This is a genomic window from Streptomyces griseorubiginosus (assembly GCF_017614965.1).
Classification (GTDB): Bacteria; Actinomycetota; Actinomycetes; order Streptomycetales; family Streptomycetaceae; genus Streptomyces; species Streptomyces griseorubiginosus_B.
In genome coordinates this window covers 17,954-37,894 of sequence record NZ_WVUG01000034.1, presented here as the reverse complement: position 1 = coordinate 37,894, position 19,941 = coordinate 17,954, and the positions used below count along the sequence as shown (strand labels likewise).

Sequence of the window (19,941 nt, the reverse complement as noted above, 5' to 3'; positions counted from 1 at the left end):
GTTTCATGGTGTCAGGGGGCGACCCCACAGGACCCGACGAAAGGCGGCCGGTCATGGTCACCCACGTTCCCGCGGAGGCCCGGGGAGACGAGCGCGGAGCGCTGCTCGCGTTCATCGAGGAGCAGCGCGGCGGCATCCGCCGGGCGCTGCTCGGACTGACCGAGGAGCAGGCCGCGAGCAAGCCCAGCGCCAGTGACCTCTCGCTCTCCGGTCTGCTCAAGCACGTCGCCGAGGTCGAACAGAGCTGGATCGCGCGCGCCAAGCAGGAACCGCCGGCGATCCGGCGGGACGAGTCCAACTGGCACGAGACCTTCCAGCTCGTCGGCGACGAGACGGTCGAGTCCCAGCTGGCCCACTGGAAGAAGGTCGCCGAAGAGACCGAGGCGTACGTCCGTTCCGTACCGAGCCTCGACGACACCTTCCCGCTGCCGAACGACCCCTGGTTCCCGCCGGAGGGACGGGTCTCCGTGCGCTGGCTCTGTCTGCACCTGATCCGCGAGACCGCCCGGCACGCCGGCCACGCCGACATCATCAGGGAGTCGCTGGACGGCGCGACCGCCTTCGAGCTGGTGGCCAAGGAGCAGGGCGTCGGCTGGGGCTGACCCAGCCGGGTCCCCCCCCATGTCAAGCGATCCGTCTCCTCGTGCTCGGCGCGGTCCGCCGGCACGGGCGGGCCCACGGCTACCAGGTGCGGGGCGTACACGTTCGCGGGAGAGGGCGAGCCGTTCGTGGGCGTCCTCACCTCCGACCAGGAGAACCCGTACGCCCCCGGGGAGCGGCATCCGCAGGACGACCGCTGATCACGTAGCCCCTAGTGATGGAAGCCGGTGGCCGCCTCCTTGTCCCGGGTCCACGGGTGCGGCTGCCTGCGCAGCTCCGGCAGCAGGCGGGTCAGGTCCTCCACGAACAGGTCGGCGAGGTCGGACGAGAAGCCGTTGCGGCACACGACCCGCAGCACGGACAGATCCCGCCGGTTGGGCGGGAAGGTGTACGCGGGCACCAGCCAGCCGCTCTCCCGCATCCGCCGGGACACGTCGAAGACGTCGTACGACTCCACACCCGGCGCCGTCGTGAAGGCGAAGACCGGCAGTTCGTCACCCCGGGTCAGCAGCCGGAAGTCGCCCAGCCGCTCGACCCGGTCGGCGACGGACCGGGCCACGTCCCGGGTGGCCTGCTGCACCGCCCGGTAGCCCTCCCGGCCCAGCCGCAGAAACGTGTAGTACTGCGCGACGACCTGGGCGCCGGGACGGGAGAAGTTGAGTGCGAAGGTCGGCATGTCGCCGCCCAGGTAGTTGACGCGGAAGACGAGGTCCTCCGGAAGGGCCTCGCCGTCCCGCCACAGTGCCCAGCCGACGCCTGGGTAGACCAGCCCGTACTTGTGCCCGGAGGTGTTGATGGACGCCACGCGCGGGAGGCGGAAGTCCCACACCAGGTCCTCGTCGAGGAAGGGCGCGACCATCGCGCCGGACGCGCCGTCGACGTGCACGGGGATGTCCAGGCCCGTGCGCTCCTGCAACGCGTCGAGGGCCGCGCACAGGTCCGCGATCGGCTCGTAGGAGCCGTCGAAGGTGGAGCCGAGGATGCCGACGACCCCGATCGTGTTCTCGTCGCACAGCTCGGCGGCGGCCTGCGGATCGAGATGGAACCGGTCGCCCTCCATGGGCACCTGGCGCGGTTCGACCTCCCAGAAGTTGCAGAACTTCTCCCAGCACACCTGGACGTTGACGCCCATCACGAGGTTGGGGCGGGCCCCCGGTGTCCGGTTCCGCTTGCTCCAGCGCCGCTTCAGGGCCATCCCGGCCAGCATGCACGCCTCGCTGGAGCCGGTCGTCGAACAGCCCACGGCCGCCGCCGGATCCGGCGCGTTCCACAGGTCGGCGAGCATCGCCACACAGCGCCGTTCCAGCTCCGCCGTGCGTGGATACTCGTCCTTGTCGATCATGTTCTTGTCCCGGCACTCCGCCATCAGGACACCGGCCTGCGGTTCCATCCACGTCGTCACGAACGTGGCCAGGTTCAGCCGTGAGTTGCCGTCCAGCATCAGCTCGTCGTGCACCAGCTGGTACGCCGTCGCCGGCGGCAACGGAGCGTCCGGCAGCCGGTGCCTGGGCGGTGCCTCGGTCATGCCGCCGAGCGGATTGGCCTCCCCGAAGAAGGGGTTGACCGACACCTGGCGCTCTTCGGACTGTGCGGAACCCTTGTGAAGCGGCATGAACCTGTCTCCTCGCGTCTGCTGATGAACGAGTGCCGACGGAAGGGAGTTCCAGGGATCAGCCCGCGCCGGGGCGGGTCCGCCCGCCGCCCCGGGAGAATCGGACTTGCACCTCACGCGACGTGAGGTCCCACTGTGGAGCGCGTACCGAGAAGGGAGCGGACGAAGTGAGTTACTCCGTGGGACAGGTCGCGGGCTACGCCGGCGTCACGGTGCGCACCCTGCACCACTACGACGCCATCGGACTGCTCGTCCCGAGCGAGCGCAGCCACGCGGGGCACCGGCGCTACGGCGAGGCCGACCTCGACCGGCTGCAGCAGATCCTGTTCTACCGGGAGCTCGGCTTCCCGCTCGAGGAGGTCGCGGCCCTGCTCGACGACCCGGACGCGGATCCGCGCGCGCGTCTGCGCCGCCGGCACGAGCTGCTGACCGCCCGGATCGAGAAGCTGCGGAAGATGGCCGAGGCCGTGGAACACGCCATGGAGGCACGGAAGATGGGCATCAACCTCACCCCGGAGGAACGCTTCGAGGTCTTCGGGGACAAGGACCCCGAGCAGTACGCCGAGGAGGCCGAGCGCCGCTGGGGCGGCACCGAGGCGTACGCCGAGTCACAGCGCCGGGCCGCCGGCTACACCAAGGCGGACTGGAAACGGCTGAAAGCCGAGGCGGACGACTGGAGCACGCGCTACGCGGCCCTGGTGTCCGCCGGTGAGCCGCCGACCGCCGAGGCGGCGATGGACCTCGCGGAGGAACACCGCCTGCACATCCACCGGTGGTACTACGGGTGCGGCTACGAGATGCACGGCTGTCTGGCCGACATGTACGTCTCCGACGAGCGCTTCAAGGCGTTCTACGACGCCATGCACCCCGGCCTCGCCGAGCACCTCCGGGACGCGATCCACGCCAACGCGGCCCGCCACGCCGCGTGACGGTCCCGGCCCGGGGGCTCACTCCCGGGCCAGGACGACCGCGGTCCCGTAGGCGCACACCTCGGTGCCGACGTCGGCCGCCTCGGTCACGTCGAAGCGGAACATCAGCACCCCGTTCGCCCCACGCGCGCGTGCCTGCTCCACCAGCCGCTCCATGGCCTGGTTCCGGGTCTGCACCAGCGTCTTGGTGAGGCCCCTGAGCTCACCGCCGATCATCGACTTCAGCCCGGCCCCGATCTGGCTGCCGAGGTGCCGGGACCGCACGGTGAGGCCGAACACCTCACCGAGGACCTGCTGCACCCGGTACCCGGGAACGTCGTTCGTCGTGACGACCAACACATCCGGCTGGGGCCCCTGGCCGCCGCCGTACTCTTCGATGCCCATGACTCTCAGCTTTGTCCCAGGAGGCGCACAGTGCATCCTGGAGACACCGGTGGAACCTGGGGCGGACACCTTGCGTTGATAGCTTTGTGCGCCCGTAGAAGGACGCCGAACCTTCCCCCACCCCTCAGGGAGCCAGGAACCGTGACGACGCTTGCCCTCGGCCCGAGCTGGCTCGATCCGAACTACCTTCTCGACACGTTCGGCATCTGGGGTCTGCTCCTGATCGTCTTCGCGGAGTCGGGCCTGCTCATCGGCTTCTTCCTGCCGGGCGACTCGCTCCTGTTCACCACGGGCCTGCTGATCACCACCGATCAGCTGAACTTCCCGCTGTGGGGAGCGATCGCCCTGATCTGCGTCGCCGCGGTCCTGGGCGACCAGGCGGGCTACATGTTCGGCAAGAAGGTCGGCCCCTCGCTCTTCAACCGCCCCGACTCCCGTCTCTTCAAGCAGGAGAACGTGGTCAAGGCGCACGAGTTCTTCGAGAAGTACGGCCCGAAGTCCCTGGTCCTGGCCCGCTTCGTGCCCGTGGTGCGTACCTTCACGCCGATCATCGCCGGTGTCAGCGGCATGAAGTACCGCTCCTTCGTGGTCTTCAACGTGATCGGCGGCGTCCTGTGGGGCGCCGGCGTCACCCTGCTCGGCTCCTGGCTCGGCAAGATCGACTTCGTCAGGAACAACATCGAGGCGATCCTCATCCTGATCGTCCTCGTCTCGGTGGTCCCGATCGCCATCGAGTTCCTGCGCGCCCGCTCGAAGGCGAAGAACAACCCCGAGCCCGCCGCAGCCGAGCCCGTCCAGGAGCAGACCCAGCCCTTCCCGGTGGTCATGGACGACTCGACGACCCAGCTGCGCCGCATCCCGCCGGCGGACCAGCCGTATCAGCAGCCGTACGACCCGAGCCGGCAGCCCTACGACCCGAACCAGCAGCAGTACGCCCCGCAGTACCCCCAGCAGACGTACCCGCCGCAGCAGCCGTACGGTGGCGAGCAGCCCCAGCAGCCGTACGGCGCCGGGCAGAACGGCCAGTACCCCTACAACCAGGGCTACTAGGAACCGCGTGTCCAACCTTGGGCGACTAGAAGCCCCGCGTCCGCTTGGCGGCCCGGCGCTTCTCGGCCGAGCCGATCCGCAGGAACAGCCGTGAGATCTCCGATCCCAGGTTGACCCCGATCGCGATGGCCATGGCGAGCGACGCGGCCGTGGCCAGCGACACCAGCCCCTTGTCGACGTTGTTCTGGGCGATCGACAGCAGCCCGAAGTACGTCGACGAACCCGGCAGCAGGGGCCCGATCGCCGCCGTCGTGTACGGCAGCGCGGAAGCGAACCGGTACCGGGACAGCAGCTGCCCGAACAGCCCCACGAGCCCGGCGGCGACGGCCGTGGAGGCGACCGGCGACAGCCCGCCGGGGTAGTGCAGCGCGCCGTACACGCACCACGCCACGCCGCCGTTGAGCGTCACCCACAGCACGGTCGAGCGCTCCTGCTGCAACAGCACGGCGAACGTCAGCGACAGCAGCATCGAGGCGGCGATCTGCCACAGCGGCCGCTCGGCGATCTGCAGGGCCGCATCCGGGTTCAGCTTGGCGCCGAGGTTCACCCCGAAGTACAGGACGACCAGCACCCCGGTGACGATCCCGACGAACAGGTAGATGACCTCCAGCAGCCGTGCGGAGGCGGTGATGTAGAAGCCGGTCAGCCCGTCCTGCACGCCCGCCACCAGCGCCCGCCCGGGAAGCAGCGCGAACAGCCCACCGGTGATGACCGCGGACGCCTTCACGTCCACATGGGCCACGGTCAGCGCGACCCCGATCGCCGCCGGCGGCATCGCGGCCACCGTGAACTGGTAGAACTCCGGCAGCCCGCGCCCCGCGCACAGCCAGGCCAGCCGGTCGCCGAACATCGCGCCCACCATGGCCGCGACGAACACGACCAGATCACCGCCGACGAGCACGGAGGCGGCCCCGGCGAGCAGCCCGCTCGCCCCGGTCAGCACCCAGGTCGGATACGGGTGCCGGTTGCGCCGTATCTCCGCGAGCCGCCGGTAGGCCTCCTCCAGGGAGATGGTGGTCTCCGGGTCGCTGAGGTCGTCCACGAGCCGGAAGACGGCCGCCAGCCGCGTGTAGTCCGTCGCCCGCCGCCGCACGGTCCGCGAGGCCGTCACCGGGTCCTCCACCAGCGAGGGCTGGTAGGAGATCGACAGCAGCGTGAAGGTGACGTTCGGCTCGCAGCGGTCCAGGCCGTAGGACCGGCACACCGCGAACATCGCGGCCTCCACGTCCTCCGCGCCCTCACCGCCGGCCAGCAGCAGCTCCCCGATGCGCAGCGTCAGGTCGAGCACGCGCGGGACGGCGGGACCGCCCTCCTCCGCCTTCGGACCGGGCTCCGGCGCGGGCCGCTCGGCCACCGGCATCCGCAGCATGGTGCGCATGCGGTCCTGCCAGGGCACGTCCTTGGTGAGACTGACGACGGGGATGCCGGTCGCCGGGGTGAACGCGGCCGGCGCCTGCCTGCTGCTGTAGGTGCGCGGCGCGCTGAACGCGGAGCCCTCGGACTCGGCGTTCGGCGGCTGCGGCACGTCCAGCCCGTCCGGGACGGCGAACTCCGACGTGGTCTCCGGCTCGGCGACCGCTCTGGGGGCCGCGAGCCCGGCCGGAAGGGCGAACTCCGATGTGATCTCGGGATCGAACGTGCCCCTCGCCTCGTCCGACTGCGGTTTGCGGTACTCCGCTTCCGTCACGTGCGCAACGCTCCCTGTACGACACCTCCTGCCACCCTCAGTATGCGCACAGGCACACGAAGGGGCCGCACGCGCATGCGTACGGCCCCTTCACACGAGTTCCGGGCTCAGTGGCCGCCCTGCTCCTTGAACCGCTTGTAGGAGCGCTCGATCTCGGCCTCGGCGTCCGTGCGGCCGACCCAGTTGGCGCCCTCGACGGACTTGCCGGGCTCCAGGTCCTTGTAGACCTCGAAGAAGTGCTGGATCTCCAGACGGTCGAACTCCGAGACGTGGTGGATGTCACGCAGGTGCTCCACGCGCGGGTCCGTCGACGGGACGCACAGCAGCTTGTCGTCACCGCCCGCCTCGTCCGTCATGCGGAACATGCCGATCGCGCGGCAGCGGATCAGACAGCCCGGGAAGGTCGGCTCGTCCAGGATGACCAGCGCGTCCAGCGGGTCGCCGTCCTCGCCGAGGGTGTTCTCGACGAAGCCGTAGTCGGTCGGGTAGGCGGTCGAGGTGAAGAGTCGACGGTCCAGGCGGATCCGACCGGTCTCGTGGTCCACCTCGTACTTGTTCCGCGAACCCTTCGGGATCTCGATCGTGACGTCGAACTCCACCGGTGGCTCCTCCATGATCAACACATAGTTCTGGTGGTTAAGTGTCCCTCACGCACGTGTGTGATCGCGAAAGGGGCTGGTGGTCGTGCCTGAACTGAGGCCTTGGCGAGCCGCGAGACCGCACGTGGTGCGGGCCGCGAACGCCGTACGACCGCGTCTGGCACGGGCCGCCGGGACCGTACGCCCACAGCTCGAACGAGCCGCGAACGCCGCGCGTCCCCGCCTCGAACGGGCCGCGGCGGCCGCGCGACCGCGGCTCGCGCGGGTGCTGTCGGCGAGGCCGAAGACCACCGGGACCTGGCAGTACACCGCGGGTGCCGCCACCGCCGGTGTGGCGCTGGCCGTCACCGTGGTGACCGCGGCCGGTCCCTGGGACTCCACCGGTCAGCGTACGGCCGAGGCGGACCGGGCGGTTGCCCTGGAACGCGCGGGTGGCGCAGATCACGGCCGTACATCCGATACGTCCGACAAGGCCAGGGCGCCCCGGCCCGCGCCGAGCGCCGCCTCGGTCCTGGTCGGCCTCGGCGGCTCCGCGAACGCGGTGAGGTCCGCCCCGGTCGGACCGGCGCTCAGCGACGTCCTCGCCCCGCTCCTGGGCGACGCGGCCCTCGGCGCCCACCGCGCCGCCGCGGTCGTCGACGTGACCACCGGCAAGCGCCTGTACGGCACCGGCGCCGACGCCCCCCTCACGCCCGCCTCCACGACGAAGATCGCCACCGCGGTCGCCGCGCTGTCGGCGATGGGCGCCGACCACCGCCTCACCACGCGCACCGCCCTGGAACCGGACACCAGGGAACTCGTCCTCGTCGGCGGCGGCGACCCGACGCTGACGGCCCGCAAGGAGGCCGACGGCTGGGCGAGCCTGCGCGACCTGGCCGACAGGACGGCGACGGCCCTGAAGAAGCGCGGCATCGACCGGGTCACGCTCTCCTACGACACCACCCTCTACACCGGTCCCGCGGTGCATCCCATCGGCGCCGACAACGACAACCTCGCGCCGGTCAGCGCCCTGATGGCCGACGAGGGGCGCACGGACGACTCCACCAGCGGAACCGCGATCCGGGTGGCGGACCCGGCCGCCGTTGCGACGACGAGGTTCGCGGGCTTCCTGGCCGCGGACGGCATCCGGACGACGCCCCCGGGCCCGTCCAGGGCGACGGCCCGCGCCAGGACGCTGGCCTCCGTCTCCTCACCCCCGCTCGCCGACCTGGTCGAGCGCATGCTGACCAACTCCGACAACGACATCGCGGAGGCGCTGGCCCGCCAGACGGCGGTGGCGACGGGGAAGCCGGCGAGCTTCGACGGCGGCGCCGCGGCGATCGCCGCCCAGCTGAGGAGACTCCAACTGCCCGTGAAGGGCGCGCAGTTCCATGACGGCAGCGGCCTGAACCGGGCCGACAGGCTGACGGCCGGCCTTCTGACGGCCCTGCTGGTCAAGGCCGGAGCCCCGGACCACCCCGAACTCCGCCCCGTCCTCACGGGCCTGCCCGTGGCGGGCTTCACCGGCACTCTGGCCAGCCGCTACACGGGCGGCGCGGCAGGGGTCGTACGGGCCAAGACCGGCACCCTGAGCGGGGTGAACACCCTGGCCGGCACCGTGGTCGACCAGGACGGCCGGCTGCTCGCCTTCGCCTTCCTCGCGTCCGACACGACAAGCAAGGATGCGGCCCAGTCGGCGCTGGACCGCACCGCGACGGCCCTGGCGGCCTGCGGCTGCCGCTGACCCCTGCGGCGCCGGACCAGGTGCCGCGGGCCTCCGCGCCCTGCCCCAAGCGGGAACGCTCACGTACGGTTGACACATGACGAGCATCGGTGGTGCCGAGATGGTCGACTGGAATCTCGCGGTCGCGACCGCGACCCGGCTCGTGCGGCCGGGCCCCGACGTGAGCCGCGACGAGGCCCGAGAGGTCGTCGCGGAACTGCGCCGGCATGCCAAGGCCTCGGAGGAACACGTCCGCGGCTTCACCCGGATGGGCACGGAGGAGACCCACGACACCCCGATCCTGGTCGTCGACCGGCCCGGCTGGGTCCGGGCCAACGTCGCAGGCTTCCGGGAGATCCTCAAACCGCTGCTCGAGAAGATGCAGGAGCGGCGCGGCAGCAGCCCCGGCGGCGCGGTCCTCGGCGCGGTCGGCGGCAAGGTCACCGGCGTCGAACTGGGCATGCTGCTGTCGTTCCTGGCCTCCCGCGTCCTCGGCCAGTACGAGACCTTCGCCCCGGCCACCCGCGAGCTGCCGGCCGGCGAGAACGGCGGCGGCCGGCTGCTCCTCGTCGCCCCCAACATCGTCCACGTGGAGCGCGAACTCGACGTGCAGCCCCACGACTTCCGCCTCTGGGTCTGTCTGCACGAGGAGACGCACCGCACGCAGTTCAGCGCGGTGCCCTGGCTGCGCGACCACCTCGAGGGCGAAATCCAGTCTTTCCTGGGGGAGACCGACGTCGACCCGATGACCGTCCTGGAGCGCATCCGGGAGGCCGCCCAGTCCCTCGCGGGCGGGCGCCCCGAGGCCGAGGAGGACGACGGGGGACGCTCCTTCGTGGAGATCGTGCAGACCCCGGCCCAGCGCGAGATCCTCGGCCGTCTCACCGCCGTGATGTCCCTCCTCGAGGGGCACGCCGACTTCGTGATGGACGGAGTGGGCCCCGACGTCGTGCCGAGCGTGGCCGAGATCCGCGAGAAGTTCCAGCAGCGCCGGGCCAAGGGTGCTTCCCGGCTGGACATGGCGCTGCGCAAGCTGCTTGGCCTGGACGCCAAACTCAGGCAGTACCGGGACGGCGAGCGGTTCGTGCGGGCCGTTGTCGACCAGGTCGGCATGGACGGCTTCAACCGTGTGTGGACCTCCCCGAACACCCTGCCGACCAAGTCGGAGATCGCCAAACCGGCGGACTGGGTCGCGCGGGTGCACCGCAAGAGCGAGTCGTGAACGCCGTGGGGACGTCGTGAACCGGATCCGGCCGACGGCAGGCGAACGCCCCTCCAATCACCCGTCCGAGGGACCGTGAGCCATGGGTAGGCGTGCAATGCTCGGGGAACGGCCCGGTTCTGTCACCATCGACACACTCTGAGTGACCGAACCTCGGGCTCACCCCCCGAAAACTTCATGAAGGGAACCGGACATGGGTCCCCATCCTGCGGTCGCGGCGATACGCCTGGCGGTCCGCCGCGTCCTTCACGACATCCTCAACGACGACCAGCCCCCCGCCGGGCGGACCGCACACGAGCCCCCGCCCGCGCCGCTCGTGCTCGTGGCGTGCTCCGGCGGCGCCGACTCCATGGCGCTCGCCTCCGCCCTCGCCTTCGAGGCCCCCAAGCTCGGCATCCGCTGCGGCGGCGTCACCGTCGACCACGGACTGCAGCCCGGCTCCGATCTGCGCGCCGAGGAAGTCGCCCTGCGACTGCGCGAGTTGGGCCTGGACCCGGTCGAGTCCGTCGCCGTGACCGTGGGCCGCGAAGGCGGCCCGGAAGCCGCCGCCCGCGACGCCCGGTACGCCGCCCTCGACGCTGCCGCAGCCCGCCACGGCGCCACCGCGATCCTGCTCGGCCACACCCGCGACGACCAGGCCGAGACCGTTCTGCTGGGCCTAGCCCGCGGCTCCGGCATCCGCTCCCTGTCCGGAATGGCCGCGGTCTCGGGGGCCGGCGGCCGTTACCGCCGCCCCTTCCTCGAACTCGACCGGCAGACCGCCCGCAAGGCCTGCATGGTCCAGTCGCTGCCCGTCTGGGACGACCCGCACAACGCCGACCCCGCCTACACCCGCTCGAGGCTGCGCCACGAGGGCCTGCCCGCACTGGAGAAGGCGCTCGGCAAGGGCGTCGTCGAGGCCCTCGCCCGTACCGCGCAGCTCTCCCGCGACGACGCCGACGCCCTCGACGCCTGGGCCCGCCAGGCCGAGGCGGCCGTGCGGGACAGCGCGGGCCTGCTGGAGTGCGCCAAGCTCTACGCCCTGCCGCCCGCCGTGCGCCGCCGCATCCTGCGCCAGGCGGCCATCGAGGCCGGCGCCCCGGCCGGGTCGCTGTTCGCCCGCCACATCGAGGAAGTCGACCGGCTGATCACCGGCTGGCGCGGCCAGGGAGCCATCAATCTCCCCGGCAAGGTCGTCGCCCAGCGCCAGGGTGGCAGACTGGTGATTCGGCAAGGCTGAACCTCATCCCGTTTTGTGCGGGATCCGGCCCCGCTTCCGGGGCCGGGCAGCCGGTGGGACGACCGAAAGTGATGCGGGTGGACGCGAAAGACATGGGTGCCGACCTCAAGCAGGTGCTCATCACCAAGGAAGAGATCGACGCGAAGCTCGTCGAGCTGGCCGCGAAGATCGACGCGGAGTACGCGGGCAAGGACCTGCTCATCGTCGGCGTCCTCAAGGGCGCGGTGATGGTCATGGCCGACCTGGCCCGGGCGCTGTCCACCCCCGTCACCATGGACTGGATGGCCGTGTCCTCGTACGGCGCGGGCACCCAGTCCTCCGGCGTGGTGCGGATCCTGAAGGACCTCGACACCGACATCAAGGGCCGGCACGTCCTGATCGTCGAGGACATCATCGACTCCGGACTGACCCTGTCGTGGCTGATCAACAACCTCGGCTCGCGTGAGCCGGAGTCGTTGAAGATCTGCACCCTGCTGCGCAAGCCGGACGCCGCGAAGGTCGCCATCGACGTGGAGTGGGTCGGCTTCGACATCCCGAACGAGTTCGTCGTCGGTTACGGTCTGGACTACGCGGAGAAGTACCGGAATCTCCCGTTCGTCGGTACGCTCGCCCCCCACGTCTACGGCGGCTGAGCCGGCCTTGGGGCCAAGCGAGCCGTCTTTGTAGGACGATCGGGAACCCCGGCGGGTTTCGCGCCGTTGGAGCATGCAGAGGCGGGAATGCCGGCCGTCCGAGCCGCTGAGTGCGGCTTCGGGCAACAATGCTGGGGTACCGTCAGAAGAACTGTCTTATCAAACTCACTATGGCAGGAGGGACGGGGCGACACCGCTCCGTATGGATGGACGTGAAGCGATACTTCCGTGGGCCGGTCATGTGGATCGTGCTGGCCGTCCTTGCCGTGGTCGTGTTGATGCAGGTCGTCGGCTCGTCCGGCGGCTACAAGACGGTGGACACCGGCCAGGTCGTGGCGGCGATCAACGACAACAAGGTGGAGTCGGCCAAGCTCACCACCGGTGACGAGCAGACCGTCAAGGTCCAGCTCAAGGACGGCGTAAAGGTCGAGGGCAGCTCGAAGATCCAGGCGAGCTACATCGGCGACCAGGGTGTGGCCATCGCCGACAAGCTGCAGACCAAGTACCAGGACAAGCAGATCCCGGACGGCTACACCGTGTCGCCGTCCAAGCAGAACCCGTTCCTCGGCATCCTGCTCTCCCTGCTCCCCTTCGTCCTGATCGTGGTCGTCTTCCTGTTCCTGATGAACCAGATGCAGGGCGGCGGCTCCCGGGTGATGAACTTCGGGAAGTCCAAGGCCAAGCTGATCACCAAGGACACCCCGAAGACGACGTTCGCCGACGTCGCGGGCTGCGACGAGGCCGTCGAGGAACTCCACGAGATCAAGGAGTTCCTGCAGGAGCCGGCGAAGTTCCAGGCCGTCGGCGCCAAGATCCCCAAGGGCGTGCTGCTCTACGGCCGCCCCGGTACCGGCAAGACGCTGCTCGCGCGAGCGGTCGCCGGTGAGGCGGGGGTCCCCTTCTACTCGATCTCCGGTTCCGACTTCGTCGAGATGTTCGTCGGTGTCGGTGCCTCCCGGGTCCGTGACCTGTTCGAGCAGGCCAAGGCGAACGCCCCGGCGATCGTCTTCGTCGACGAGATCGACGCGGTCGGCCGCCACCGCGGCGCCGGCCTCGGCGGTGGTCACGACGAGCGCGAGCAGACGCTGAACCAGCTGCTCGTCGAGATGGACGGTTTCGACGTCAAGGGTGGTGTGATTCTCATCGCAGCCACCAACCGTCCGGACATCCTCGACCCGGCCCTTCTGCGGCCCGGCCGCTTCGACCGCCAGATCGCGGTCGACCCGCCGGACCTGCAGGGGCGCCTGGAGATCCTCAAGGTCCACCAGAAGGGCAAGCCGGTCGCCCCGGACGTCGACCTCGCGGCCGTCGCCCGCCGGACGCCGGGCTTCACCGGCGCCGACCTGAGCAACGTCCTGAACGAGGCCGCCCTGCTCACGGCCCGCAGCGACCGGAAGCTGATCGACAACTCCATGCTGGACGAGGCGATCGACCGCGTGGTGGCGGGCCCGCAGAAGCGGACCCGGATCATGTCGGACAAGGAGAAGAAGATCACTGCGTACCACGAGGGCGGACACGCCCTGGTCGCGGCGGCCTCCCCGAACTCCGACCCGGTCCACAAGATCACGATCCTCTCCCGGGGACGTGCTCTGGGCTACACGATGGTCCTGCCGGACGAGGACAAGTACTCGACCACCCGCAACGAGATGCTCGACCAGCTCGCCTACATGCTGGGCGGTCGCGCGGCCGAGGAACTGGTCTTCCACGACCCGACCACGGGCGCGGCGAACGACATCGAGAAGGCCACCGCCACGGCCCGCGCGATGGTCACCCAGTACGGCATGACCGAGCGTCTGGGCGCCATCAAGTTCGGCGGCGACAACACCGAGCCGTTCCTCGGACGTGAGATGGCTCACCAGCGCGACTACTCGGAAGAGGTCGCCGCGCTGGTGGACGAGGAAGTCAAGAAGCTCATCGAGAACGCGCACAACGAAGCCTGGGAGATCCTGGTCGAGAACCGCGACGTCCTCGACAACCTCGTCCTGCAGCTGCTGGAGAAGGAGACGCTGGGCAAGGAGCAGATCGCCGAGATCTTCGCTCCCATCGTCAAGCGCCCGCCGCGTCCGGCCTGGACCGGCTCCTCCCGCCGCACGCCGTCCACCCGTCCGCCGGTGCTCTCCCCGAAGGAGCTCGCCCTGACGAACGGCGCCAACGGCGCGACCCCGGCGATCTCCACCGCCAAGTCGACGGCGACGGAGCACACCCCGGTGGCCGAGCCGGCTCCGGAGGAGCGTCCCGAGAGCTGACGTCACTTCCGGCCACCGAGACCGGAATGGATGCACGCGCCCCCCAGGTTCTAGCCTGGGGGGCGCGGCATTTGTGGCTGCGCGCAGGTGACACCAGAGGAACGAGGCACGAGATGACCGACCCTGTGACGCTGGACAGCGAGGGCGACATCGGCGAGTTCGACGAGAAGCGCGCCGAGAACGCCATCCGCGAACTGCTGATCGCGGTCGGCGAGGACCCTGACCGGGAGGGCCTCAAGGAGACGCCGGCGCGGGTGGCGCGGGCGTACAAGGAGATTTTCGCGGGCCTGTGGCAGAAGCCCGAGGACGTGCTGACGACGACGTTCGACCTGGGCCACGACGAGATGGTGCTGGTGAAGGACATCGAGGTGCTCAGCTCGTGCGAGCACCATCTGGTCCCGTTCGTCGGGGTCGCCCACGTCGGCTACATCCCGTCCACCGACGGCAAGATCACGGGCCTGTCGAAGCTGGCCCGGCTCGTGGACGTCTACGCCCGCCGTCCGCAGGTGCAGGAACGACTCACCACGCAGATCGCCGACTCCCTGATGGACATACTGGAGCCGCGTGGCGTGATCGTCGTCGTCGAGTGCGAGCACATGTGCATGTCGATGCGCGGGGTCCGCAAGCCGGGGGCGAAGACCATAACGTCGGCGGTCCGTGGCCAGCTGCGCGATCCCGCCACCCGCAACGAGGCGATGAGCCTCATCATGGCGCGCTGACGGCCCTACGCCGCCGAGGCCGCCCCGTTGTTGTGCTCGTCGTCCTCCGGGAGCTTGCAGACCCGCTCGAGGAAGATGGCCGCCACTATGACCGCGATGCCCGCCACGACCGAGAAGCCGGCGTAGATGGCCTGATCGCGGCGGGCCGGGATGTCGAGGAGTTCCAGCAGGAAGACGCCCGTGCCGCCGTACATCCCGGCGACCAGCGCGGCCACCAGGGCGCTGGCCTGGCCGAAGACGACCGCGCGGGCCGCCATCAGCGGGTCCACGCCCTTGGCCTCGGGGCGGCGCTCGCGCTGGGCCTTGAGACGGCCCCGGATCGAGAGCGCCGTGGCCGTCAGGACCACCGCGATCAGGGCCAGCACGATCGGCGCGGCCAGGGGGACGCTCGGCAGGGTCCCGATCGAGTTCCACAGGCGGGCGCCCGCCCAGGACAGGATGGCGGCCACGACGAACACTCCGACCAGCACCCTGATGCGCAGCTCTCTCACGGTGTCCCTTCAGCTCCCCCGGATCCCGGGATCGTCCCGCGGCCTGTGGTCGTCCCGGCCTCGCCCTGACCTTAACGACTACTCGGGCAGGTGGAGTTCCAGGTCCTTGCGGGGAGTCACGCCCTCGCGGGTGACGGCGGCGAGGAGATCGGCGACCGCGCCGCGGCCGGGCAGCTGCGCCTCGGGCTCCAGATCGTGCCACGGAGCGAGGACGAACGCGCGCTCGTGGGCGCGCGGGTGGGGGAGGGTGAGACGCGGGTCGGTGTCGACGACGTCGGCGTAGGCGACGATGTCGACGTCCAGGGTGCGGGCGCCCCAGCGCTCGTCCCGCACCCGGTGGAAGGCCTCCTCGACCGCGTGCGCCCGCTCCAGGAGCGAGGACGGCGGCAGGGTGGTCTTCAGCACGACCACGGCGTTGAAGTACGAGGGCTGGCTGCCGGGCTCGACGCCCCACGGCTCCGTCTCGTACACCGGCGACACGGCCTTGACCCGGACGCCCGGGGTGTCCTCCAGGGCGTCGATGGCGCCCTGCAGGGTCTCCAGGCGGTTGCCGAGGTTGGAGCCGAGGGAGATCACGGCGCGTCGGGGGTTGTGCAGGGTCGTGTCGGCGGCGTCCACCTGCTGCACGACGGAGGCGGGCACCGGCTGTACGGTCGGGTCGCTGTGCCCCTCGGTGAAGAACGCGGTCATACTCGGCTCCGGGTGATGGTGACGGTCACGTCGTCGAAGGGGACGGTGATCGGCGCGTCCGGCTTGTGGACGCAGACCTCGACCTCCTGGACCCCTTCGTGCTTCAGACAGGCCTGGGCGATGCGCTCGGCGAGCGTCTCGATGAGGTTGACGGGTTCGCCCTCGACGACGGCCACGACCTCCTCCGCCACGATGCCGTAGTGCACGGTCTTCGCCAGGTCGTCGTCCGCCGCGGCCGGCCGGGTGTCCAGGCCGAGGACGAGGTCCACCAGGAAGGTCTGGCCCTCCTCGCGTTCCTTGGGGAACACACCGTGGTGCCCGCGGGCCTTCAGGCCGCGCAGCGCGACACGATCCACGCGAATCACTCCTGCAATCGTCGGTGACGGCCGGTCGGTGCCGTGTGCGGGCGGCACACCGGCCTCGAACGAATCTACCTGCGGGCACTGACAGGGCCGGGCCACGGGGCCGCGGGCCCGAGCCGGGGCCAGGAGGTTTCATCGTCTGTTTCCCCTGGGGAACCCGGTGGCTCACGGGCTGGTAGCCGCCCCTACCCCGGCCGTCGTGATTCCAACCACTTCTTGCTCCCGGTGGGTGTTCCGGGTGCCGGCGGACGGTCTCGGGCCGCGGATGTCCTCACCGGGCGACTACCCCGTCAGGGCGGGGTGTCCTCGTCCTCGGCCTCGTCGTTTTCGGCCAGAACCGGGGAGGCGTGGTGGGACCACAGCTTCCAGCCGTCGGGGGTGCGGCGGAACACGTTGGTCGCGACCACCAGCTGGCCCACCAGAGGTCCCAGCTCCTCGTCGCCCTTGGGGGCCGGCCCGCCGCTGAGGATGTTCTCGGTGCAGGTGACCAGGGCCGTGTCGCCGGTGACCGAGACATGCACGTCGGTCAGGAAGAACTGGATGTAGTCGGTGCTCGCCATGATCAGGGCGTACGACCTCAGGACCTCGCCGCGACCGGTCAGCACGGGCCAGCCCGGGTGCACGCAGGAGACCACACCGGTGTCCGCCGGGTCGTGGTACTCCTCGTCGACGCCCAGGTCGGCGGGGGTCAGCCAGAGCGAGGACACCTCCTCGAAGTCACCGCGCTCCAGTGCCTCGTAGAACGCGGTGTTGGCCGCCTCCACCTGCTCGACATCGGTGTGGGGGGCGCTCACCGGGCTCCTTCTGAGCCGTGCGAGTCGTGCGCGCCGGGCGCGTGTTCCGGGTCACGCGCCCCGCGTGTGATGTCGGAGCCCGGCGCACTTCCAGCCGCGCGCGCTTCTTCCACGGCGCGCGCGACCCGTACCGCATCCGCTGTCGCGCGGACCTCGTGCACGCGGACCGCCCACGCGCCGGCCTGCGCGGCGAGCGCGGAGACGGCGGCCGTGGCGGCGTCGCGCTCGCGCGCGGGCGGGGGCGCGCCCTCCGGGCCGGCGAGCACGCGCCCCAGGAACCGCTTGCGGGAGGCGGCGACGAGCAGGGGGCGGCCGAGACCGAGCAGACGGTCGAGGTGGGCCAGCAGGACGAGGTCGTGCTCGGCGTCCTTGGAGAAGCCGAGGCCGGGGTCGACGACGATCCGGTCGGGGGCGATGCCGCCGGCGAGGACGGCGTCCACGCGCGCGTGGAGTTCCTCGACGACCTCGGCGACCACGTCGTCGTACACCCCCCTGACGTTGCCGCCCTCCAGGAAGCCGCGCCAGTGCATGACGACGAAGGGGGCGCCCGAGGAGGCGACGACGGGGATCATCGCGGGGTCGGCGAGGCCGCCGCTGACGTCGTTGACGAGGGCCGCGCCGGCGGCGAGGGCCTGCTCGGCGACCGACGCGCGCATGGTGTCGACGGAGACCGTGACGCCTTCGGAGGCGAGGCCGCGGACGACGGGGACGACGCGCCTGAGTTCCTCGGCGGCGTCGACGCGGGTGGCGCCGGGGCGGGTGGACTCGCCGCCGACGTCGACCAGGTCCGCGCCCTCGGCGACCAGCTCCAGGCCGTGCTTGACGGCTGCCGTGGTGTCGAAGAAGCGGCCGCCGTCGGAGAAGGAATCGGGCGTGACGTTCACGACTCCCATGACCGCGCAGCGGTCCCACTGCGGAAGGCCCGCGACGCGCCCGCGTCCGCTCTCATTGCTCATACGTTCAGCGTAGGCCCCACAACGGGCCCGAAGACGCCGCGGCCCGGCCGGAGGCCCCGGGGGACGGGGCGGCTCTCCGGCCGGGTCGGCATCGAACACGTGAGCCGGGACGTCACGCGACTCGGGCGCGGGCGTCCCTCTCGGACACGGTGTGGGCACACACGCGTGCCGGCTTCTGGCGGCGGCGCAGGAAGCGCGGCAGCGGCAGGGCCAGGTTGACGAAGCCCTCGGCCTGCATCGCGGCGAGCCCGATGCGCGGCAGGTCCGCGGAGGCCCGGTAGACGACGAAGCGCGGCTCCCAGCGGGGCTGGAACTTGGCGTTGAACTTGTACAGGGACTCGATCTGGAACCAGCGGGAGAGGAACACCAGCAGGCCGCGCCAGGCGCGCAGCACGGGTCCCGCGCCGATCTTCTCGCCCCGTGCGAGGGCGGAGCGGAACATCGCGAAGTTCAGCGAGACACGCGTGATGCCGAACTTCGGGGCCGCCTGGAGGGCGGCGACGATGAGCAGTTCGTTCATGCCGGGGTCGGCCGAGCGGTCGCGGCGCATCAGGTCCAGGGAGGCGCCGTCCGTGCCCCAGGGCACGAAGTGCAGGATCGCCTTCAGGTCGCCGTAGGGGCCGGGCTGCTCGTCGGCCTTGTGGGCGGTGGCGATCAGGCAGTCGCCGTCGGAGGCGTCGCCGATCCGGCCCAGGGCCATGGAGAAGCCGCGCTCGGTGTCCGTGCCGCGCCAGTCCTCGGCGGCCTGCCGGATCCGCTCCAGCTCCGCCTCGCCGAGGTCACGGACACGTCGTACCCGGGTCTCGTAACCGGCGCGCTCGATGCGCTTGACCATCTGCCGCACGTTGCGCATCGCGCGGCCGGCGAGGGAGAAATCCGCCACCTCCACCACCGCCTCGTCGCCCAGCTCCAGGGCGTCCAGGCCGGTCTCGCGGGTCCACACCTCGCCTCCCGTCTCCGAGCAGCCCATGACGGCCGGGGTCCAGGAGTGCGCGCGTGCCTCGTCCATGAAGCGCTCGATGGCGCCGGGCCAGGCCTCGACGTCGCCGATGGGGTCGCCGCTGGCGAGCATCACGCCGGACACGACGCGGTAGGTCACCGCCGCCTTGCCGCTGGGCGAGAAGACCACGGCCTTGTCGCGCCGCAGCGCGAAGTGGCCGAGGGAGTCGCGGCGGCCGTGCTTGTCCAGCAGCGCCCGCAGGCGTGCCTCGTCCTCCTCCGTCAGGCGCGCCGCCGGGTGTTCCGGCCGGAAAGCCAGGTAAATGGTCGTGACCGCGGTGAGCAGTCCGAGGGCGCCGAGGGAGAAGCCCACCGTCCAGGAGGTGTTGCCCTGGTAGTCGACCGGGCCCTCGAAGCCGAACAGGCCGTACAGCACGTGGGTGATGCGGTCGGCCAGGCTCGGGTCGCCGACCATGCGGTTCGGGTGGACGCTGACGATGACCAGGCCGAGGGCGAGGGAACCGGCGCTCATGAGGACGAAGTTGGCGAGCGCGCGCCACCTGCTGCGCGGGTCGGGCAGCGCGGCGAACTGGTCGCGGTGGCGCAGCAGCGGCGCGAGCAGCGCCGCCGAGATGACCACCCCGATAAGGGAGTGGCGGTACGTGAACTGCGCCACGGCGCCCGCCGGCAGCAGCGCCACCGCCGCTCGCCACGCACGCCGCTTGCCGCGCCGCAGGCCGTGCGCGAGCAGCAGCAGGAGGATGCCCGCGCTCAGCGAGAGGGCCGCCGCGAAGGGACCGAACGACCCGGGAAGCACCTCGGCGATGCTGTGCATACGGCTGTGCCGGAAGCGCGGGAAGACGCCCGCCGCGATGTCCAGAACGCCCACCAGAGCGCACGCCCTGGCGACGAGCACCGGTACGGCCTCGGGGCGCGGACCTCGCAGTACGCGCCGCGTGTTGCGTGCGCGGGAGGGAACCCCACCCGACATTTCCTCATCTGTCCTGACAGACATCGCATCCCGTAGTTCTGCGAGAGACCTTGGACCCGGTGCCGTTCTGGGCATCCGGCGACATTGCGCCCTCTAGGACGGTGTCTCGGGGGGAGA

General features: G+C 70.8%; 19 protein-coding genes and 1 pseudogene. 10 read left to right on the top strand and 10 right to left on the bottom strand.

All coding sequences use genetic code 11. From position 1 onward, the window contains the following. Positions 1-53 precede the first annotated feature (53 nt). On the top strand, positions 54-602 hold the full coding sequence (locus GRC12_RS09740) for a DinB family protein (RefSeq protein ID WP_208778792.1): 549 nt from the start codon (positions 54-56) through the stop codon (positions 600-602). Between the two features lie 90 nt (positions 603-692). After that, a pseudogene (locus GRC12_RS45445) lies at positions 693-800 on the top strand (PadR family transcriptional regulator); the annotation flags it as partial. An 11-nt stretch (positions 801-811) separates the two neighbouring features. Here the strand turns inward: GRC12_RS45445 and GRC12_RS09735 are convergent. Further along, entirely contained in the window at positions 812-2,212 is a 1,401-nt protein-coding gene (locus GRC12_RS09735) for a glutamate decarboxylase (RefSeq protein WP_208778791.1), read from the bottom strand. A 167-nt stretch (positions 2,213-2,379) separates the two neighbouring features. Between GRC12_RS09735 and GRC12_RS09730 the strand changes: the two genes are divergently transcribed. Beyond that, on the top strand, positions 2,380-3,141 hold the full coding sequence (locus GRC12_RS09730) for a MerR family transcriptional regulator (RefSeq protein WP_208778790.1): 762 nt from the start codon (positions 2,380-2,382) through the stop codon (positions 3,139-3,141). Positions 3,142-3,159: 18 nt separating this feature from the next. On the opposite strand, the gene GRC12_RS09725 is transcribed toward GRC12_RS09730, so the two are convergent. Next, the gene (locus tag GRC12_RS09725; protein ID WP_208778789.1) at positions 3,160-3,525 is read right to left on the bottom strand and encodes a YbjQ family protein; all 366 of its coding nucleotides are present in this window, start codon (positions 3,523-3,525) and stop codon (positions 3,160-3,162) included. Between the two features lie 141 nt (positions 3,526-3,666). Here GRC12_RS09725 and GRC12_RS09720 point away from each other — a divergent pair, with 141 nt between their 5' ends. After that, positions 3,667-4,575 carry a DedA family protein gene (locus GRC12_RS09720; protein ID WP_208778788.1) on the top strand — a complete coding sequence of 303 codons (909 nt, stop codon included), beginning with the start codon at positions 3,667-3,669 and terminating at the stop codon, positions 4,573-4,575. Positions 4,576-4,600: 25 nt separating this feature from the next. On the opposite strand, the gene GRC12_RS09715 is transcribed toward GRC12_RS09720, so the two are convergent. Beyond that, positions 4,601-6,262 (bottom strand): threonine/serine ThrE exporter family protein, encoded by a 1,662-nt coding sequence (locus GRC12_RS09715; protein WP_208778787.1) that lies wholly within the window; start codon positions 6,260-6,262, stop codon positions 4,601-4,603. 107 nt (positions 6,263-6,369) lie between these two features. Then, a complete protein-coding gene (locus GRC12_RS09710; protein ID WP_029394330.1) occupies positions 6,370-6,861 on the bottom strand; it encodes an inorganic diphosphatase in 492 nt (163 codons plus the stop codon). A gap of 79 nt (positions 6,862-6,940) precedes the next feature. Here GRC12_RS09710 and dacB point away from each other — a divergent pair, with 79 nt between their 5' ends. The 6 genes from dacB (at position 6,941) to folE (ending at position 14,601) form a co-directional block, all read left to right on the top strand. Next, a complete protein-coding gene (gene dacB, locus GRC12_RS09705) occupies positions 6,941-8,584 on the top strand; it encodes a D-alanyl-D-alanine carboxypeptidase/D-alanyl-D-alanine endopeptidase (RefSeq protein WP_208778786.1) in 1,644 nt (547 codons plus the stop codon). A gap of 76 nt (positions 8,585-8,660) precedes the next feature. Continuing rightward, the gene (locus GRC12_RS09700) at positions 8,661-9,785 is read left to right on the top strand and encodes a zinc-dependent metalloprotease (protein WP_208778785.1); all 1,125 of its coding nucleotides are present in this window, start codon (positions 8,661-8,663) and stop codon (positions 9,783-9,785) included. A 193-nt stretch (positions 9,786-9,978) separates the two neighbouring features. Continuing rightward, the gene (tilS, locus tag GRC12_RS09695) at positions 9,979-11,004 is read left to right on the top strand and encodes a tRNA lysidine(34) synthetase TilS (RefSeq protein WP_133044277.1); all 1,026 of its coding nucleotides are present in this window, start codon (positions 9,979-9,981) and stop codon (positions 11,002-11,004) included. 71 nt (positions 11,005-11,075) lie between these two features. Further along, positions 11,076-11,636 (top strand): hypoxanthine phosphoribosyltransferase, encoded by a 561-nt coding sequence (hpt, locus tag GRC12_RS09690; protein WP_133044376.1) that lies wholly within the window; start codon positions 11,076-11,078, stop codon positions 11,634-11,636. A gap of 206 nt (positions 11,637-11,842) precedes the next feature. Beyond that, positions 11,843-13,882, top strand: coding sequence for an ATP-dependent zinc metalloprotease FtsH (ftsH, locus tag GRC12_RS09685; RefSeq protein ID WP_208778784.1), 2,040 nt, complete (start codon positions 11,843-11,845; stop codon positions 13,880-13,882). A 113-nt stretch (positions 13,883-13,995) separates the two neighbouring features. Then, positions 13,996-14,601 carry a GTP cyclohydrolase I FolE gene (gene folE / locus GRC12_RS09680; protein ID WP_208778783.1) on the top strand — a complete coding sequence of 202 codons (606 nt, stop codon included), beginning with the start codon at positions 13,996-13,998 and terminating at the stop codon, positions 14,599-14,601. A gap of 5 nt (positions 14,602-14,606) precedes the next feature. Here the strand turns inward: folE and GRC12_RS09675 are convergent, their stop codons facing one another. The 6 genes from GRC12_RS09675 to GRC12_RS09650 all read right to left on the bottom strand — a co-directional run bounded on the left by GRC12_RS09675 (position 14,607) and on the right by GRC12_RS09650 (position 19,824). Next, the gene (locus GRC12_RS09675) at positions 14,607-15,092 is read right to left on the bottom strand and encodes a DUF3180 domain-containing protein (RefSeq protein ID WP_208778782.1); all 486 of its coding nucleotides are present in this window, start codon (positions 15,090-15,092) and stop codon (positions 14,607-14,609) included. 78 nt (positions 15,093-15,170) lie between these two features. Further along, positions 15,171-15,782 (bottom strand): 2-amino-4-hydroxy-6-hydroxymethyldihydropteridine diphosphokinase, encoded by a 612-nt coding sequence (gene folK / locus GRC12_RS09670; protein ID WP_208778781.1) that lies wholly within the window; start codon positions 15,780-15,782, stop codon positions 15,171-15,173. After that, positions 15,779-16,138, bottom strand: a complete 360-nt coding sequence (folB, locus tag GRC12_RS09665; RefSeq protein ID WP_067437467.1) for a dihydroneopterin aldolase — start codon at positions 16,136-16,138, stop codon at positions 15,779-15,781. The genes folK and folB overlap by 4 nt, the downstream gene beginning before the upstream one ends. A gap of 296 nt (positions 16,139-16,434) precedes the next feature. Continuing rightward, positions 16,435-16,938, bottom strand: coding sequence for a nuclear transport factor 2 family protein (locus tag GRC12_RS09660; protein ID WP_208778780.1), 504 nt, complete (start codon positions 16,936-16,938; stop codon positions 16,435-16,437). Next, positions 16,935-17,894, bottom strand: coding sequence for a dihydropteroate synthase (folP, locus tag GRC12_RS09655; RefSeq protein WP_208778779.1), 960 nt, complete (start codon positions 17,892-17,894; stop codon positions 16,935-16,937). The genes GRC12_RS09660 and folP overlap by 4 nt, the downstream gene beginning before the upstream one ends. Positions 17,895-18,006: 112 nt before the next feature. Further along, a complete protein-coding gene (locus tag GRC12_RS09650) occupies positions 18,007-19,824 on the bottom strand; it encodes a phosphatidylglycerol lysyltransferase domain-containing protein (RefSeq protein ID WP_208778778.1) in 1,818 nt (605 codons plus the stop codon). Between the last annotated feature and the right edge of the window lie 117 nt (positions 19,825-19,941).